Origin of the sequence: Streptococcus sp. 11-4097 (genome assembly GCF_018215285.2) — a bacterium.
Lineage (GTDB): Bacteria > Bacillota > Bacilli > Lactobacillales > Streptococcaceae > Streptococcus.
Map to the genome: position 1 here is coordinate 1,674,320 of NZ_CP185262.1, position 18,719 is coordinate 1,693,038.

14 protein-coding genes and 1 pseudogene are annotated in these 18,719 nt (G+C 39.7%); all 15 read right to left on the reverse strand.

Annotation, left to right across the window (positions count from 1 at the left end; translation table 11 throughout):
- Positions 1–242: 242 nt before the first annotated feature.
- The 15 genes and pseudogenes from KB197_RS08330 to KB197_RS08400 all read right to left on the reverse strand — a co-directional run bounded on the left by KB197_RS08330 (position 243) and on the right by KB197_RS08400 (position 18,378).
- On the reverse strand, positions 243–605 hold the full coding sequence (locus KB197_RS08330) for a TIGR02328 family protein (protein ID WP_064276590.1): 363 nt from the start codon (positions 603–605) through the stop codon (positions 243–245).
- Positions 589–993: a YbgA family protein gene (locus KB197_RS08335; RefSeq protein WP_064276592.1), complete on the reverse strand. Its 405-nt coding sequence runs from the start codon at positions 991–993 to the stop codon at positions 589–591. The genes KB197_RS08330 and KB197_RS08335 overlap by 17 nt, the downstream gene beginning before the upstream one ends.
- 313 nt (positions 994–1,306) lie before the next feature.
- Positions 1,307–2,077 carry a Fic family protein gene (locus KB197_RS08340; RefSeq protein WP_064276594.1) on the reverse strand — a complete coding sequence of 257 codons (771 nt, stop codon included), beginning with the start codon at positions 2,075–2,077 and terminating at the stop codon, positions 1,307–1,309.
- 165 nt (positions 2,078–2,242) lie between these two features.
- A pseudogene (locus KB197_RS08345) lies at positions 2,243–2,518 on the reverse strand (HigA family addiction module antitoxin); the annotation flags it as partial.
- 2 nt (positions 2,519–2,520) lie between these two features.
- A complete protein-coding gene (locus KB197_RS08350; protein WP_421127574.1) occupies positions 2,521–3,081 on the reverse strand; it encodes a hypothetical protein in 561 nt (186 codons plus the stop codon).
- A gap of 104 nt (positions 3,082–3,185) precedes the next feature.
- Positions 3,186–3,410 carry a hypothetical protein gene (locus KB197_RS08355; protein ID WP_253170913.1) on the reverse strand — a complete coding sequence of 75 codons (225 nt, stop codon included), beginning with the start codon at positions 3,408–3,410 and terminating at the stop codon, positions 3,186–3,188.
- A 110-nt stretch (positions 3,411–3,520) separates the two neighbouring features.
- Positions 3,521–3,724, reverse strand: coding sequence for a hypothetical protein (locus KB197_RS08360; protein WP_212573641.1), 204 nt, complete (start codon positions 3,722–3,724; stop codon positions 3,521–3,523).
- A gap of 384 nt (positions 3,725–4,108) precedes the next feature.
- Positions 4,109–4,768, reverse strand: a complete 660-nt coding sequence (locus KB197_RS08365; protein WP_064276602.1) for a phospholipase D-like domain-containing protein — start codon at positions 4,766–4,768, stop codon at positions 4,109–4,111.
- Entirely contained in the window at positions 4,750–6,507 is a 1,758-nt protein-coding gene (gene drmB, locus KB197_RS08370; protein ID WP_064276603.1) for a DUF1998 domain-containing protein, read from the reverse strand. The genes KB197_RS08365 and drmB overlap by 19 nt, the downstream gene beginning before the upstream one ends.
- A gap of 1 nt (position 6,508) precedes the next feature.
- Complete coding sequence (gene drmA / locus KB197_RS08375) at positions 6,509–9,835, reverse strand: DISARM system helicase DrmA (protein WP_212573642.1); 3,327 nt, start codon at positions 9,833–9,835, stop codon at positions 6,509–6,511.
- Between the two features lie 3 nt (positions 9,836–9,838).
- Positions 9,839–12,505 carry a DEAD/DEAH box helicase gene (locus tag KB197_RS08380; protein ID WP_064276607.1) on the reverse strand — a complete coding sequence of 889 codons (2,667 nt, stop codon included), beginning with the start codon at positions 12,503–12,505 and terminating at the stop codon, positions 9,839–9,841.
- Positions 12,505–14,202: a site-specific DNA-methyltransferase gene (locus KB197_RS08385; protein ID WP_064276608.1), complete on the reverse strand. Its 1,698-nt coding sequence runs from the start codon at positions 14,200–14,202 to the stop codon at positions 12,505–12,507. Before KB197_RS08385 ends, KB197_RS08380 begins: the two co-directional genes overlap by 1 nt.
- A 19-nt stretch (positions 14,203–14,221) precedes the next feature.
- The gene (gene drmD, locus KB197_RS08390) at positions 14,222–16,831 is read right to left on the reverse strand and encodes a DISARM system SNF2-like helicase DrmD (RefSeq protein ID WP_212573643.1); all 2,610 of its coding nucleotides are present in this window, start codon (positions 16,829–16,831) and stop codon (positions 14,222–14,224) included.
- Between the two features lie 23 nt (positions 16,832–16,854).
- Positions 16,855–18,129 carry a DNA cytosine methyltransferase gene (locus KB197_RS08395; protein ID WP_064276610.1) on the reverse strand — a complete coding sequence of 425 codons (1,275 nt, stop codon included), beginning with the start codon at positions 18,127–18,129 and terminating at the stop codon, positions 16,855–16,857.
- 21 nt (positions 18,130–18,150) lie between these two features.
- Positions 18,151–18,378 (reverse strand): helix-turn-helix domain-containing protein, encoded by a 228-nt coding sequence (locus tag KB197_RS08400; protein WP_000141636.1) that lies wholly within the window; start codon positions 18,376–18,378, stop codon positions 18,151–18,153.
- Positions 18,379–18,719 lie beyond the last annotated feature (341 nt).

Here is an 18,719-nt window from a genome sequence, read left to right on the forward strand (position 1 = left end):
ATGTGTCCTCCAAAATTTGTTGTTGAAACTATCTTAACAGAAAAGAAAGCGTCTGTATAATTGTAAAAAATTAGGCTTTGATATAGTTTGAAACTATATCTCCGTTTTAGACAAAAGAAAAAGACCTGAGAAAAATGACTCAAATCCTTTGTGTAACTTGTTTTTTGCTGTATTTTTGTTAGAATGCTAAAACACGTTATTAGTAATTCTTATAAGTGACTATGGCTTGTTATTAGAAAAGACTATAGCTCAATCCCCTTCTCTCGGAGATTTGCCAGACACTCCTTATAGTAGGCAGCGTCATGTTCGCTATAGATTGGACTTTTCAGCTTTTCCTCTGCTAAGTCTTGATAAGGAGGGCAGGTCTTACCTCGGTAGTTCTTGTCCAGCCACTCTGGACTGACCTTAAAGCCTCGGTTAGCCATCTCCTCCATGATCAAGTCATGATAGGCATAGAGACGATAAGGCGAGTGAGTAAAGACATAGTCCACCGTCGCATGCTTTCTACCCCAGCCATTGCCACGTAGAGCGCAACACTCTCGATGCTGCCCCAAGAGTTGAGGACGGGGAAGTTGTGAAATTAAGTCCTCATGCCAAAGTCTCATGGGAGTCTCCTTTCAGTAAAGTCGAATGTTGCAAGTAGGTATTGGGATAGCGATTAAGCAACTCTCGAATCTTAGCAGTCAAGTCTCCCTTGGAAGCCTGACCAAAGCGGTAGCGATCCAGCAAGAGCATGTAGTCCTTACGTTCAGCATCTGTCGCTTTCTTTTTGAAATAGCCCCAAATATGCTGAAAGGCATTGCAGACCTGACCCCTGTGTTCTGGAATCTGGCAGGCACGGTCAATCATCTCCTGAACCTGACTCACCTCCACCTCTTCATTCTTGAGATACTGGCGAATCTCATTGTAAATATTGCTGGAATGGCTCAAAACAAGGTATTTATTTTCCGCCCAGAGTTGCTGGCAAAGGGCACGTTGGTTGTTATTTTCCATATTTCTCCTTGTTTTCTATCAGTTTCCAGGAAACATGGAAACAAAGTTATATCTTAAAAATGAGCGAATTATGAGCGAATAAATAGTATTTTTTGTAGAGCCTGATTTTTCTAATAAACCTTGATTTACAAATAGTTGGAGATAGCGACGAATGATTGCTACACTCAAGCCTGTCAATTCTTGTGCTACTGCATTTATTATCTGGTAATGCTCTACAAGATAAGACTCTAACCCATTCGCCCCATATGACCATTCCTATTTTCAAAAGAGGGAATAATTTCTAACTCAAAATGCACAATAAATCGTTCATCTCTTAGTCTATTTCTAAATCATGTTGGCCACCTAATAAGAGATTTTCAAAAAATCGTTCCAGATATTCTGTTTTTTTCTGGAAAAGCTTCGCATTATCAAGAACAAGAGCGTCTCGAAAATACTTTGCATTTTCTTGGAAGGGTTTGTTGTCTACTTGAAATCCCATAGTTCTAAGGTACTTAATCAAAAATACTGTTATGGTTCGAGTATTTCCTTCTCCAAAAGGATGAATTTGCCAAATACCTGAAATAAAAGTCTTGATATGCTTCACTACCTCAATCTCGGATTTTCCTTGATAGTCAAATTGACTTTCCTGCTGAAAATCATAGGTCAAACTATCTGCTACCGTGCGAAAATCATCATAAATGACACTGTCTCCATTTAAAACAGCCTCATTTTTTGTAATGTTATAAGAGCGGTATTCTCCCAAGGGAATGCCATGTGGTAAGAGACCAAAGAAAAGTTCTCTATGAATCAATTTCAATGTTGTTGGAGCAAATTTAAAGGCATTAGAGGACAAGAGTTCCACAATTCTCATAGCAACAAGGTCTGCTTCTCTTGTACTATCATCCTTCTCTTGGTGATAAGTCGTTACTTGGTCATAAACTTCTTGATAAGTCAACTTTCCTTGAGAATTTTGCTCTGCTAGCTCTCTCATATACAGCGACGGCTCTAGATTATCTACCTTTTGTAAACCAAATCCCGTTTCCCATAAGTCTAACTTGGTCTGATAAGAGAGGCTGGGATTATCAATTTCATAAGTCGGTGTCATGGTTTTCCTTTCTAGACAAAACTTTAAGTAAAATCTTTATATTCTATTCTACCATATTAGACTAGTTAGATTTTCCTGTAAATTGTCATTTCTTATAAAACTATCTCTTGATGTGAATAAAAGACTGTATCAGAAATTTATTACTCGGAGTCTTAGACAAGCTCATTTTTGCTTTACAATCTCCGCAATTTTTACATCATATGCATTTTGAAGATTGAGCCAAGTTATCATCGAGATATTAGTGACCTTTGCTAACTTCCGAGCAATATCATTACTAATTGATTCCTCACCATTCACTAATTTACCGAGCTTCATTTCAGAAACTCCCAAACGCTCCGCAAATTCTTTTTGCGTTAGGTTATAATCTTCAATCAACTCCTCAACATACTGACCTGGATGAAAAGCAATTAGGTCTTTGTATTCAACAATTTTATTAGTCATATTCACCATTTAATCACGTGTTGTTCAATATTACTATTAACTGATTTATCTTTTTTAGAAATTTCAAGAATAATTTCTCTATGTATTTCTTTTATTTTCTTAATTGCCAACCCTCTACTAAATACAGGAGAATTTATTTGTTCAGCAATAATATATTGTACATTTGAACGAACTAAATCTTGATAATACTCGTAATCAACATCTGGAGGTGTCAGAATAGGAGCCCATACGTTTCTGTGATCTGTTAAATGTAGCTGATTTTGAATATTATCATCTGACATATGAAAGTTTCCACCAAAACCATAATTTGTTTTACTTTTTCCCAAAACTAATATATTACAATGGTTCGGTTCATTTATCACTCTGTTACCTAGTAAAAGCCATAAAAATTCTAGATAGTCTTCAGCACTTGGACAGTCATCTTTGTCAAAAATACCATTTTTATTTAAAACATCTACAGCATCACCTGAACCAGTAAATCCTACCAATACATTTTGATTTACCTTGAACACTTTAGAGTATTTATCGCTGACAGTTTCACCTGAATCTTTGCTAAGACGCATATCTCCTGAAATGATTACGAAATTTTTAAATACGGTTCCAATTACACAAGACAATATTCACACACCTCCTTGATAGCATTTTATATAAAAAAATTTTTAACTTCCTACCGCTCCACCTTCACCTGTCCATGCATCAGCATTGGCAAGAGCCAATCGCGCAGTTGGGTGAGTTGTTTATTCTCTTCGATTAAATTAAGTTGCTGTTTATCAATTACTTCTAATTTTTGATTAATCTCAAATAATAATTCCAACGGAATTGCAGGGACTACAATTTTGTTCATATTTTCTTGATTAATTTTCATTTGAATTGAACCTGTTTTAATTTTCATAACCGAAACATCCTTCAATAGCATCATAAGGAGTTTACAACTATGATTCTTAATTGGTTCTAGCACATGAGTGTTGCAGACCGAACAATCCTTGTTCGTGACCAACCATACTACATTGTACGGTCGCATTTTTTAGTTTGTGACAGCTCCTTCGCTTCCGCCTGTGCCGCAGCAATCATAGCAGTAACAGCTTTTTTCATTTCAGGGCTAAGGTTCCTCCAATCGGAAATGAGTTTACGCTCTTCCAGTGAAAAAACCTTTGTTCGCAGATCATCATAGAAAAACTCAGCAACCGAAAGCACAACAGTTTTCAATCGTAGAAACTGTTGGTTTGTTACCACGCTTCATTATGCTTGAGATCGTGGATTCATACAAGTCTGCTTCTTTTGCGAGCTGATATTTTGATCACCTGTGTTCATCGAGAAGCTCCGAAATACGGGCTATCAAATCCATATCATTCACCACCTCGCTACACTATAATTTTATACCGAAACTACGCAGCAGCGTTAGTACGAATAGGCTATATAGTATTATCGTGTATTTGCGTATTATTCGGTATAAAGTGTAACGAAGTAGTTTTATCATTCGGTCGTAATAGAAATGATTGTTCTGTTTTCCTCCATTTTCCAGCAAAATTTAATACCGCCGCTCAAGTATTGATATACCTGTGCGGCGGCATCCTCATCTCAAACTGGTTGCTATATTTCCTTCACAACCTTAGTAAAAACCAGATGAGTGAAAATATCATCGACTTGCTTAGCAATTTCTTTTGAATCTACAAGTGTACCAAGCTCAATATTTCCTTCTTGTCCGTGATAGGATAAGTTTGCTGATGTAATTAGTGTTTGTTGTTCATCAACTGAAATCACCTTTGCGTGTAAAGCGGCCATAGAATCATTACTTCCCGCAAAATTGTATATATGCAAAAATCTTCCTTTGTACCGGCAAAGTTTATCAAAACCTTTTTGGTTCTCGATGTTATTCACAAAGAATTTCACATAAACACCCTTTTGACTTTTCTCAATAAGAACATCAACAAGGTCAGCAAAGTATCCGGACAGCGAATATCCCGTAATCAAAACACTTCGTTTTGCTCTCCGAATCATCCCTTCAACAGTGTTCTTTGTTGATTTTGCTCTTACAGAAAAAGATGGAGGTACCGTAGTTACTAATGAAGCGGTTACAGCCTTTTCTTCAGCAGAGGCCGCTGTAACTAATTGATATATATCTTCTGCTTGTTTCTGAGACAAGGAAGGGTATCGTTTCATTATTTGCGGAATGGACTGTTTTGTATTCGCGATTCTGTCCGCTTCAATTTGACCAAGTAAAATATCTAAATTCACATTTCCAGTTGACATAGCTCACACACCAACTCTCTGAAATACGACTCTCGTTCGCGACTTGCAATGGGTACTACCAAGCCACGATCAAGCATACGGTTTCCATTTTCACAGGCTGTTTCAGAAATCATACAACAGGAATGGCAGGCTGCTCCGTTAAGGTTATTTCCAGCCGGAGCATTGCTCATACATTCCGGATCATTAGTGCAGAGAAGCGCCTCTTGGAATGCATCTTTCATCAAAGGAACTAATTTCCCAATGTTACCAAGCTCTACTAAGCCTCCTAATGACCCTTCCTTGTCGGCACTTCCTGTGTACAGGAGAATGCCAGTCATTTTTTCACTAAAGTAGATTCTTTCTCGTATTGCCGAAGATGAATATCCAGATGCCATCGACATTTGCTTAATTAGCAAATGGGCGAAAGTGTGCATTAAAACATAGGTTGCATTTCTCTTTACATTTAATGTCCAACCTTTAGCATTGCAGAACTCTTCATAGCACTCTTCGTATCTCTGGGAAAATGCCTTTACTGACGGAATAGCAAGCCACTTCTCTAATGTCTCTTTATTAAACTCGATGAAAACACCTTCGCCATTGACCTCGGCCGCCGGCAACCATTTTTCACTTTTTCCTTTATTAAGATAAACAACATTAGCCTGGACATCTGCATCCGGATCAGGTGCATCTACACGAGTAAATCCAAGCAATACTTTCACTTCACGAAGGCGAGTGATTCTGACAACCCTACTAAAATATGGTTTCAGATATGCTGGCAAACTGTCCTCCTCTGCTTTGAAGTGTTTTTTATTAGAAGCATAAGCAGGATCATTATGATGAGTGATAGCATCATACTCCATCTGCTTAATTTCTTTGAACTCTGTTATATTACTCAATCTACGAGTTAGGGCTTCATCAAACTCCGCGCGAGAATAATTTTCAGCAAAATACTTTTTATATGCGGCAGTTACACCATCATCTCCCATTACATCCTTCAAAAGTTCGATATCATGAAGATGTTCATCGACTAAATTGTATAAAGGATTAACCCACGGCGGAATAGAAATAGCACTCCTGCTTACAGAGAAATAGACATTTGATGCACCTCTCTGTGATGGGATTACCTTTTTATCGCATCTTTCATTTCTTGATCTCGGACGGAAAGGATGATGACCTGAACAGCGCAATTCGCTAAAGTTATCTTCTTGCGTAGCTCCGCTCATGCTTCTTTTGACGCCACACAGTTCACACTCAACCCACATATCCGCAAGCGTTGAAGTATTTCCTGTCGAGTACATTTTTAACTTTCCTTTGCAGTTGGTCGTGCCACGATGAACCCAATAACTCCACGGAAAATCATCCATGTGACCTTTTTCGCAAATAGTGATAAATCGAGACGGATATGCAGGTTTGTGGCAATCTGGGCAAGTAACTCCGAACCTCAAATATCGTTCCAAGTCAAAGTTATCCCGTGCATCGAAAAGACGACCACACTTCAAATTTGAACACACATGAAAGGAAGGGAAAGAAATTACCGGCACATCACCAGAATATGAAGTTCGGGGCATATAAAAGCAGTCAACTCCAAGATAGGAAGCCAGTCTTCCGTCAATGATTTTTTTGCCCTTTTCTTTCCAATAGTTAATATCAAGTACCGTTACCGAATCCTTGACAGCATCAACAATCGAACCTGGGCCGAATGTTGTAATAATTTGATTAGGGCGCAGTTCGCCCAATTTATTGTTATCGTATCCTGTCATTTTACTCCTCCGTGTAATAGAACATATTTGCCGCGTTTTCCACTTCACGCATAGAGCTTAGTGTAGCCTTCTCGGTATCCTTACATGACTGTCCGTAATAATTCATAAGGCGGTTATATTTATCAGTTCCATAAACATAGTAACGCAAAGGTTTGCCTTGTGCTGCCAGCATCTTCCACCAATCAATAAACTGGTCAATTTCATTCTCAGCATCGAGTCTTACTTCTGGTTTAACTATATTAAGCCGGTCAAGGATTAAAGCCTTTATCTCGGACATTTGTATATCGGAAAGAGCAGCAATATCAGCAGCACCCTCATTAGATGCCATTTCTGGATATTTTAACCGAATTGCAGAAATTATTAGAGCGTGCATTACGCGGTCTCTTGCTCTTGCAGAGAAAGGAGTTGCTGTTGTACCTTCAACAAATCTATATAGCTGCGAATGATAGCCAGTAAAATTCTCGTAATGCGACAAATCGCGAGGACGATATGGGTTATAAAGCGTAAAGACTAGTCCTGGGAAAGCGCGACCAATTCGGCTTGTTGCTTGAATATACTCAGAATTTTGCTTTGGTTGTCCGGTTACGACCATTAGCCCAAGACGGTCAACATCCATACCGACCGCTATCATATTGGTCGCAACGGCTGTATCGAGACAATCATTTGAATCACAGGTAGCCTCCAACTGTCTTAATTTATTCGGAATCTCGTAGGAGGACATTCTGGAAGTTATCTCAACCTTCTTGTTGAGATAACGAACCTTATCCATATTGTATTTCGTTTTAATTCTATAGATTCGCTTCGGAATGTCATCTTGTAACAAACGTACTGCACCGCCAAGTTCTCGAATACTGTTGTAATATCCTACCAAGGAATAGTACGGATCAATCACATCCTTGTATTCATCCTGCTGTGCAAGTTGATAAGAAGTCTGAAGTATAATTGCATACATTCTTAACAGTGTAGTCTTTACGGATTGACCTGGTGCGCAAACTCCTACATACTTTCGGAACGGGTCATTTTTAGTGGATATTTCATTGATGAAGAAACTGTCACCGATTTCAAAACCGTTAGGAGGAAACTGTGCAGTTGATTTTCGTGCATAAAGGCACCTTGTCTGCTCAGATGCGTTTTTAATAGTAGCAGTTGAAACCACATACTTCGGCTTAATCTTCTTATCGCCATAAGTACACATATCCTCAATAATAGTTTCGTATGCACCATAAACCGTTCCAAGAGGCCCAGTGATCAAATGAAGCTCATCTTGAATGATTAGCTCAGGCGGAAGAAACGGTCGAATCGGAGTTAATGTTGAAGTGGGAAGCTCTTGCGTCTTATTGTGTCGTTTATGTTCTTCACCAATGGCAACATACCCATCACGGCTGCAAACCCTATCAACTCTTCCAAACAGCGCATTTGTCTTAACATCCCAAGGAAGGCGGGCAAATTTATCAACAGTAGACAAGATAATAGTCGGACATTTCGCATAGATTTCCTCATCAACAAGATACACTGGAATCTGAATGCGATCCTGTTTGTACTTATAGAACATACAATTTCTATCTGCGCAATAAATAGCAACAGATTTTCTGTCAGGGTCAATATAAAACTCATCTTCCGTAAGAGGTTTTCCGCAAAACGGGCAAGTCAACAGCTGCTTATAAAGCAGATTGCGTTTTCTTTTTGCTTCGCCCGGGTTATCAGCTTTTTCAACCAGTTCATCAAATTTGTTAGGTGTTACGCCGCCACCTACCCAGAAACCAATACTAATAGGTTCCTTTCCATACTTAGGATATGTTTTTTGACGAATAAGTTCAGCGGCAACAATCATTTTCGTAATTCGATCTCTCTGCTGTGTCGTCAAAAGGCGTAGCGTATAGCGAAGCATTGCGGTAACTCCACCATCAGCGTTATACTCAGATGCTTCAGAGGCGCGCAATCTTCGATTAGCGATCACAAACGCCATCAAGCCCAAATATGCCTCAGTTTTACCACCACCGGTCGGGAAATACAGCAGATCAACTACATCTCGATCTTTATGTTCTGGATTAACAATTCCACTCAAATTCATTAGTATGAACGCAATCTGGAATGGTCTCCAGCCAAAATCTGTATCAGGCTTTCTTGGGTCTACAAAATCTCTAAAGTTGCATTCTATGCCAGCACCATGTTTTTTAGAATAGCTCATGATATTTCTCTGAAGTAACATGGAGCGGTTCATAAAGCAAAATGCATCAAAAGCAACTTCATCATTTATAATCAATGCAATGCCTTCACGGATTCTATCCAACGCTTCACTACAATGGGAAATTACTTTATCGCCGATTTTATCTTTGAAATCAGCATTGGACATTTTATCATCCGAAATTAGTTTTTCCTGAATCCATTTTCCATAAGAATCAGCTAAAACATTTAATCTCTCAAAGATACCTGCCTTGTTTTTTGGATTGGACATGAATCGCATTGAGAAAAAGAACTTATCAAAGCCCTTCAAAGCAGCACTTACGCCAGGAAACTCATATTCTGGGATAAAATCCGATTTCACCCATGAGGTTCCTCCTTCTACTGCATCATCCCATGTTGCTGCACAGTTTCTGCCACGACCTAAAATAGGACGCTGTTCAAAATAGAACTCATCTTCTGCAAGTACATCACGGCAAATATTCTCCGCAAAGAATACTCTATCTCCATTTTCCGAATATGCTTTAAGTTCAACTTGGAACATCATTGATTCAACTTCGTTTTCGGAATTTTTCCGTCTATTCATGACATACGCAGTTACCAAGGAATATCCCGTTTTCAAAGGGATTCTGGAAATGTGGACGATGACATTGGAATCTTCCTGAAGGCGAATTTCTGTGTTTTTTTCAAACGAATCGAAATCAACAACGATTGTGGATACCATTGGCTGTCGGGTATAACTGGCATGGTTAAACTCCTTGCCATCTTTTCCAACCCGCTTCTCAACCGAACGAACATAGTCGCCCCATTTTACATCAATATTGATTGCTTTCGTAGATGAAGCAATATAGAAGCTTATACCGATTGAAGTTGGTAACTTGAAGCTGGTGGTCATTATGGGTTCATTATCATCCTCGCCAGCTGTATAATCCTCAGAATCCCCATACGCAATGTCAGAATCTACCTCTTGCTCTCCAGCAGTGGAAGATTCTCTTTCTTCGATCTGGGAAGCAAGCATTCCGATAATATATGAGCTTTTGGGGTTTTCATCCAATATCTCATTCTCGAACTGAGGCCCCATCAAATCAGTTCTAAGTGCGTTGATAATCTCTTGCCGCACTTCTGAATACTTAAATCTATCCGGCATAGTTTATCCCTCCTCGATCTTATGAGCTGTACCTAAAGTGTACTTGCAGGTGCTACCAAGCTTAATGTTGTCATCAGAAATCAAACGATACTCCCACACTTTATGGTCTGGGTCAACCGTAGATGCAAAGTGGCACCATTTGATTCCTTCGCGAGCTTTCGCAACCACATCATCTGCCGTCACTTCGTTAGAAGCCTTTACCTCTACCATAAATTTACCGCTCGTCGTTTCTACTAAGAAATCAGGATTGTACTGTTGACCAGCTTTCCAGAAAAGCCCCAACTGATTCAGCGGTGGTTTAATCCAGCGGATTACATCTGGATCTTCTTCAAGAATGATAGAAAACAAGCGTTCGGTGTCGCTATCAAAAGAATTTTCGGTATAGTAGGCTTTTTTGTAACCTGTGAACAAGTATTTCTTTATGTTCGACTTATCGGTAAACGGCTTGTCAAAATGAACACGACCATCCTTTTTAACATTCTTGACAAACTTGCGGAACAGAATCAAGTCTTTCTGAACAATATGGATGTCCTCTGTCTTGCGTTCAGTATGTTCAAAAATCTGTTTTCTAATATCAGATACAATCAAAGACGCATAACGACGAACGATTTTCCGTTTATCCTCTTCATCACCTTCAATCTGAGCAAGATACTGCTCTACCACATCAATGATAAAATCCGCATCTTCATAGGACAGTTCGCTAATCGAGTCAAGAAGCATACAAGCCAGTGTATTCAGAGCATCATCAATCTCCAGAATCTGCGCGTCAACGGCAGTCAGAAGCTGCTGATTTATAGCATCAAATCTTTCAATTTTTGCTATAGCAACCTCAAAATCTGGTATTGTTCTCTTGACTTCAAACCGCTTGAATTTCACTTCAGATGTCGTCTGAACCAAGATTTTCGGAACAGAGATTGCTTTGCCAGAGTATTCTTTGATTTTCTGAATAAACTCATCCTTTGAAAGTGACTTCTTTCCTTTACTGGTGGTTGAGGTTGTCTCCGTTGTCTCCAATGTTTCCGGTATTCCGTCATTCTTCTTATCAGGTTCACCAGTCCCCACATCGAAAAGCAGATCCAATGTCATCTGCACATTTCCGGAAGAATCTACTTCTTTCTTCTTCGTAGCTCCAAAAGCCTTCAGATAAGCTGCATACAGGTCCTGCTGTGTTTGGGTATTGGTGCTGATTTCGGCAAATGATTTTACACCTGTATCGATTACAGCAAAATCAAAAATATTAAGCTGGCCTTCATCAACAGGACTGCTGATATCTACGGCGTCCGAAGGTTCAACCACAGTTTTGTCCAAATCACGATATTTGAAAATATCACTGTTTTTTATTTCATCAACCAACTCGCGGTAATGATCATGGGCAACAATATCCAAGGTATCAATATCCTCATTACCGGTAGCCTGTCCAAAAGGTAGACGAAGTCCTCTACCAATAGTTTGTATTGCCAAGATGTCACTCTTTGCCGCATTCAAAGGAATGATGGTAAATAGGTTGTTGACATCCCAACCTTCTTTCAGCTTATAGACATGAAGGACAATCTCGACAGGATTTTGTGCGTTTTCAATCGAAAGCAGCAGTCGAATATTTTCCTCTGATTCATCACCTTTCATATTGGAATGAATCTCGATTACTTTCCCCTTATATTTGCCTTTCAAGAAGTTATCACTATCAATCAAAGCTCGGACTTCTTTAGCATGGTTTGTGTCGCGGCAAGCAATCAAAACGATGGGTTTTACATACGATAATGCATTATCATCACAGAACTGGCGAATGACACCTTTACGATGTTCGTGAAGCATCAATCCATCACGGATTTTCATCTCCTCGATGTCCTCAGCGCTATAACCCGCCATGTTCGATCTTCCCATCACCACAGGTGTTTTCAGATAACCCTCCACGGCTCCTCTGGCAAGATCATAAGCGTAAATTACATTATTGGTAGACTTAGGTGTTGCAGTATACTCCAAACCAAGCACCGGCTTCAAGAAGTTTATTGCCTTCATGGAAGCAGGCGCATAGTAACGGTGTGCTTCATCCATGCAAATTACTAGGTCATCAAAACTGGACAGTACCTCAGCAAATGACATACCAAGAGTTTCTTTGAATTTATGAAAATTAAACTGGGAGTCCGTTTTGCTATTGAAAATCTTTCCGATGTTGAAGATGAACAGTTCAATCTCAGAGCCTTTTTCAAACTGAAGACTCATCTGCTCATATCTAACAGGATAAGAATCATAATTCTCGCCATCATAAACCTTTGGACGCCCCATCTCCGCCTCTAATCCCTTAAAGATATACTTCGGGTGATTGGGGTTTGATTCTTTCCGCAGTTTTTCGTAGATTGTATTTCCTGGTGCTAGAATGAAGAAGTGACGATACCCCTTAGTCTTGTAGAGGTAATACATACAAGCTCCCATCAGACGAGTCTTACCAATACCCGTTGCCATGGCATAACAGAAAGATGGAAAATCAAACTTATCATCAACCTTGATTTTACGCTGTTTCTCACAATGTTCCGTTGCCACTGCTTCAATAACTGCCTTACTATCCTTTTTATAATCACAGTGAGTACTGATGGCATTCAGATAGGAAAGTGCTTCCTGCTGGGGTTTGCGCAGACTCATGGCGTATCCAATTTTTGTTACAATATCAGCCATTATCGCACCTCACTTTCAAATGTACACTTGTCCAATAAATCTTTCGGAATACGCTTTACTTCAATGTTATCCGGCAATCTCAAATCAGACTGCACTTTTGTGCTATATATTAACAGCGACTGATTCTCACCGAGGGTCGTTGCAATAGAGCGAATATATTCGCCATTCACAAATTCCTTCGTAATATGAATGAATCGTTTTTCCGACGAATGCCCGTGATACACACCGTCACGCTTATATTTGAATCCTTCAATCTTGCAAATAGCTTCACAAAGCATCTCAAATGTGTACTCTGGGTTAATCTGATAAATCGGCAAACGCTCGTTCTTAATTAGCAGACTTGGCGCAAGCTCATAGAAGTGATAGCCACTTCCTCCTTCCCAGTTTACTGCTTTTGTGATACCACCAGCATCTTCACCATTTACAATCCGATCAAGGCGCACCTTGCAATGAGTGTAGGCATGGTTGCCAAGTTCAATACCAATCCATTTTCGACCCATTTTAGTAGCAACAGCCGCTGTTGTTCCGGAACCCAAGAAAGAATCCAAGACCCAATCTCCTGGTTCGGTCGTCATTTCAAAAATCTGCCGAATTAACTGTTCAGGTTTTTTCCCATTGCCAAATTCAACAGAACCTTCTTTAGTTAAATTTTTCATCCAAGCATTCATATCCCAATAGGTTCCTTGAAGATCTTTCTTATACAATTCGCCATCAATTATTTCCGATGTATCTCTTAGCCAAACCAACAGATTACAGCCATCATCCTTATAAAATTGCTCATATACCGTACCCTTGTTTTTGCCTGTTCGTGGGGTATACTCTATCGAGAGATATTGATCATGAATATCATTTTCTCTTCGATAATCAATAATTCTGGTTCTTATTGAAGTTTGAGCATTAGTCGTCCTAAACACATTTATTCCATGCTTTCTATATGCGTCCTTGGTGGTAAGCCCCTCCTTTTTGGCAAGTTGGTTAACAGACATAGTTTGCACGCCCACTCGACGATAGACTTTTATTTCATTTCCAACCCCATCAACAGTAGACCCTATATATTCCTTCTTTCCTGGATCAACCAACACTGATGTATATTTCCAACTTTTTCCTTCATCGAGATATTGCTGGATAAGCTCAGACATTTCTGTATAAACATACGGCCCATTAAAGAGAGGTAATAACGTGTAGTCCTTGGCATATATAAGAACATACTCGCAGTTCTTTTTCAGGCGCTTATCTTCACCTCCACCAGATGCTCCAGCAATATTCTTCATGTTGACAGAAATCATATTTACAAAATTTCCTCGTCCAAAAACCTCGTCACAAAGCACCTTTAAATATGCCTGTTCTTCATCATCAATCTGAATCCAGATTGTGCCTTCTTCGCTAAGCAATTCTCTGAGAAGAATAAGTCTCTTTCGCATTAAGCTAAGCCATATACTATGTTCCAAGTTATCATCATAATGTTCAAATGCACTTCCAGTGTTATACGGAGGGTCAATGTAAATACATTTAATAGAGCCGCAAAAATCCTGCTGAAGTGCTTGTAGCGCTACTAAGTTATCTCCATGAATCAGCATATTTTCACTTCGAGGATCTCCATATGATTTCTCTCGATCCTCCATCAAAATACGAGGTTCGATTACTTTATCATCATATTTCCCGACCCAGGTCAGTTCCAGTTTTCCCTTGTGTTCCATTCCTGTGTCTCCTTATCTGTTAGAACTTTAGCACGACATTGACAAGCAAAATCGGCTGTATATCAAATTGCTGGTTAAACTCAGCAATTTCCCTTTCGGCCTCTTCTTGGATGGAAGCGACTTTCTGATGGAATGCTGTTTGAACCTTCTGAAGTTGTTTCTTCTTTTCATCAACTTTTTTGCGAATATCAACCTTCTCCAAAAAATCCTTTGCAGCGGTTGCTTCGGCAGACAACTCATCAATTTCTGCATTCATCTCCGCAATCTGGATATTCAACTGTTCTCTTTGAATGTCAGCCCAGTTTTCCACCTTGCGTTTGTTATAGTTCATCACCGGCTTAGATGCCGCCTGATACTTAGATAACATTTCTTGAACCAGTGTGTCATAAATGTTCCTGTATGAATCCATCTCTTCGTTAGTAGGTTTGAAGTATCTTACATCATCGTCATCCACAGTCTCAAGTGCCTGAACAATATCATCTTCCGTAAAGTCTATATATCGTCCTCGGTCATCGCAAAGAAGGAGAACTGGGAAAAGCATCTCATTGTTAGACTTACAAAATGCACCGACAAACAAAGTCCCATGTGAACCGAAAGTTTTTTCACCCCAGTTATCAATTTTCCAGTAGCTCAGATTTCCTTCCACATCAGGTTCTGCCACCTGAGACCAAAAATCGACTTGTTGTAAATACCGGTCAATATCGTTCTTTGTCCTTTCCAAAGCGGCGCCCTTCGCTTCATCGCTATCTGTCATCAAAATAGAACGGAGTTGAACAGCTTTCTTATTGCGCTTTGCATCAAGATGTCTATCCAATCTATCAAATGCTTTTTTGAATTCTGCCCTTGTTCTACAATGCTGATAAATATCAAGAATTGTTTTTTCAAAACTTGTTCCCGATTCTAATGCACCAATAGCAATATCGGAGGCTCCAAATATGCCATCAAACAGTTCAAACTTCTTGGACAGAATTTCGTAAACACGGCGATCTGCTTCATTGCCTGTGTTCAACAGGTTGATAGCAACAACATCATATTTTTGCCCATAACGATGGCAACGACCAATTCTTTGCTCGATTTTCTGCGGGTTCCAAGGGAGATCGTAGTTTATAACAGTATTGCAAAACTGTAAGTTCAAACCTTCCGAACCGGCATCTGTTACGATAAGAACTTTGGAGTGTTCTTTGAAGTAATCGACAATGGCGTGTTTATACTCAACACTACGGCCATAGTTTGTCTTACCAAAATTTTTTACCTGCCATGCACGGTATATTTCTTTTGTCATAGCGTCATTAAAGTCGCCATTAAACAACAGAATATCATCTTCCTCGAATCCGTCTTTGCACAACTCAGCGGCAATGTACTTTTGAGTTCGCTTTGATTCCGTAAATACAACAACCTTTTGAGGAATATTCTGCTTTCCTTGATATTCAAAAGCCGTATGAATCGCAGTTTTCAAAGCTTTAATCTTTGCGTTGCTTTGAATACGGCTTGCTGTCTCGATGATTGCATCAACCTCGTCCATTTCCGCCTGGATCTGCTGTTTCTGAAACAGCGTGTCCTCATCATCAATTTCCTCAAAAGCGGATTCGTCAATTTCATCCTCTATAAAATCCCAGAATAGAGCAAACCCATCTTGGGCATTTGCTGACTTTGTACCCTCATATAACTTCTGAAGTCTGTTCTTCAACACCTCAAAAGTTTCAATCAGAGCATAGCTCGATGAGGCAAGCAACTTACGGATAACCAACACTATAAGTCCCTTATTTGCATTAGGAATCGAATATAGTACATCCCTTTTCAGGAAGTTATTCACCCTCATGTATAGTTCAACTTCATCAGGAGAAAGTGCGAAGTCAATCGTTCTACATTCCCTCTTTTTGAAGTCCATATATTTTCCAACATCCCGTCGAAGTGTTCGGTATAGAACCGGGATAAGTTCTCTTTTTAATTCTGGATAATCTTGCCCCTCAATAAATCTTTTGTTAAAAACCTTCTCGCTCCCAAAAATCCGAGGATCAATGAACGAAATCAGCCCATGAAGATCAGATAGCGAGTTCTGCAACGGTGTGGCTGTAAGCAATATTTTGGGAATGCCTTTTGAAAGCTCATACAGTCGTTTTGCTCTTTTCGTTCCATGAAATACATTGCGTAGGTTATGAGCCTCATCAATGATAATAAAATCCCACTTCAGATTAGGAAAGCGCTGCATCAACTTTGAAGAATAGTCATAAGAAGTAATCACAATCCTGACTTTATCTCTGTTTTCCAAGCAAGACTTCCAAAAGCTCAAATTGCTCTCCACCGTAAGACGATCCAATATGGTTGTCTTGAGACTAAATTTCTCTTCAAGTTCAACTTCCCATTGTTTGCGGAGGGTTGCCGGAAGTGCAATTAAAACTCGCTTTGCTCCCGAATCCAAAACATACTTTATTGTAAGACCTGCTTCTATAGTTTTACCAAGACCAACTTCGTCAGCAAGGACAATACCGCCTGTTTTTAGAGCTTGAATTGCAGCACAAAACGCATTGATCTGATGGGGATTGATCTCAATTTTCGTGTTCAACAAGCATCGAAACGGAGATTCCTCCAATTCCGCTTTTTTGAATTTTCCGTATTGTTCTAAAAGCAAGTTGCCCTCCATCATCATCACCCCTATCTGTGTTCCAATTGTTCAGCTATCCCCAACGCTATCCCTTTTGCCATAAGTGGAGGAACGGCATTACCGACTTGAACAAATTGCGCTGTTCTTGGGCCTTCAAAAAAATAACTATCAGGGAATGATTGGATACGAGCAGCTTCACGCACGGTAATGGAACGGTGCTGTTCTATATCTGGATGAATAAAATAGTGTCCATCCTTTGAAAGATGTGCAAGCACAGTGTGACAACAGGACTCATCACCCTCAACAACCTTAAAGCGATCTACAAAGGAATGTCTATTCTTGTGCGTTTTTAATTCTTCAGGCAAGTCGTTGTAATTAAGGCGCCTGTGTCCATCATTCCATAGATCTATTGCCCGTTTGTATATTTCAATATCACGGTCTTTATTAGGACGGCTCTTATGAAGCGTGAGAACATCATCCACTGTCCTAACTTCTGTATCAGATACACACTTGCTCCATGTTTTAGTTTTGTATTCGGATGCTCCAAGACCTGGCTTCAATTTGGGAAGATCAGCCAGTAAATCGTTCACAGTAAACGAGCTTTCCTTTTTCAAAAAATCCGGATATGCCATACCGCTGTTTTTTAGCCAACCAATAATTATCATTCGACGACGATTCTGCAAAACCCCGAAATGCTTAGAATTTTGTTCACGCCACTCAATCTCATAGCCAACTCTGCGAAGATACTTTGTCAAATTCTTAAAGGTTGCTCCCTCGTTTGCCGATGAGATACCCATTACATTTTCAAAAACAAACATTCTGGGTTGATAGCGCTTCAAAACTCTCGCGTACAGTTTATATAGCTCGTTTCTTGGATCTTCGGACATAGGATGATTCATGTGACTACTCTGTGCGCGTCCAACAAGAGAATATGATTGGCAAGGAGGCCCACCAATTACCACATCTACATTTTGAATGTTTCGGATTTTCATAATTCCGTCTATTGTCTTAAAAATGCCAGGGAGAGTGGTATCTGACATTGTCTCGCATATCACGGTTTTCTTAATACGTTTAGGAATCTTCTGCAAAAACTCTTCTTGTGTCATCTCCCCACGCAAGTATTGATAATAAATGTCCAACTGCTTAGCTTGCTTTAGATAATAATAGGAACTTCTTGTGACCAGTGTTTGAGCCGCAAACGGATTCATTTCTACATGAGCAATAGGATTGAAACCTGCTTGAATAAATCCTTCAGACAGCCCACCAGCTCCTGCAAACAAATCTATAAAATTGTACTTGCCCTCGCCGGGGATTCTACTTGGCATAACAATTCTCCTATCCCTTCTTTATTCCTCTTGCTCAAAAGCAAGCCAACTACTCTCAAGCGGTTCGTAGTCAGCATTATATTTGGTACAAAATTCTTTTATTTGCCGCATGGTAGACATATTGGGTTTGCTTTTTCCTGTCTCCCAACGGCTTACCGTTGTTAAATTCACATTAAGTTCTTTTGCAAACACCTCTTGTGAGTAGAATAGGCGTTGCCTCGTCTGTTTAATATTTTCTGCAAATGTCATATTCATCGTCTCCTTGGCTCTGAATGTACATAACTACTGCATTATTTTAGCACAAATTAGGCGTTTTGTCAATGAAAGTCAAGGTTGTCGAAAGGGGAATTACAGCATCTTTTCTTTCTTTGGCAAGCAATGCCTTTGTACATACAAAGGCACAAAAACAAAAGGAACCCGCTTTCGCGGATTCCTATGTTTTCTGCTTGTTGAGGCATAACCTCAAACCCCATTAAACGAAGATTGCATCTTCGGCGGCGCACTGTTCCAGCGCTTATTTTTCTTCATGCTAACGCTCCTTCTGCTGTTCTGCTCTCACATTTTCTATACCAAACAGACCGACAAGGTTT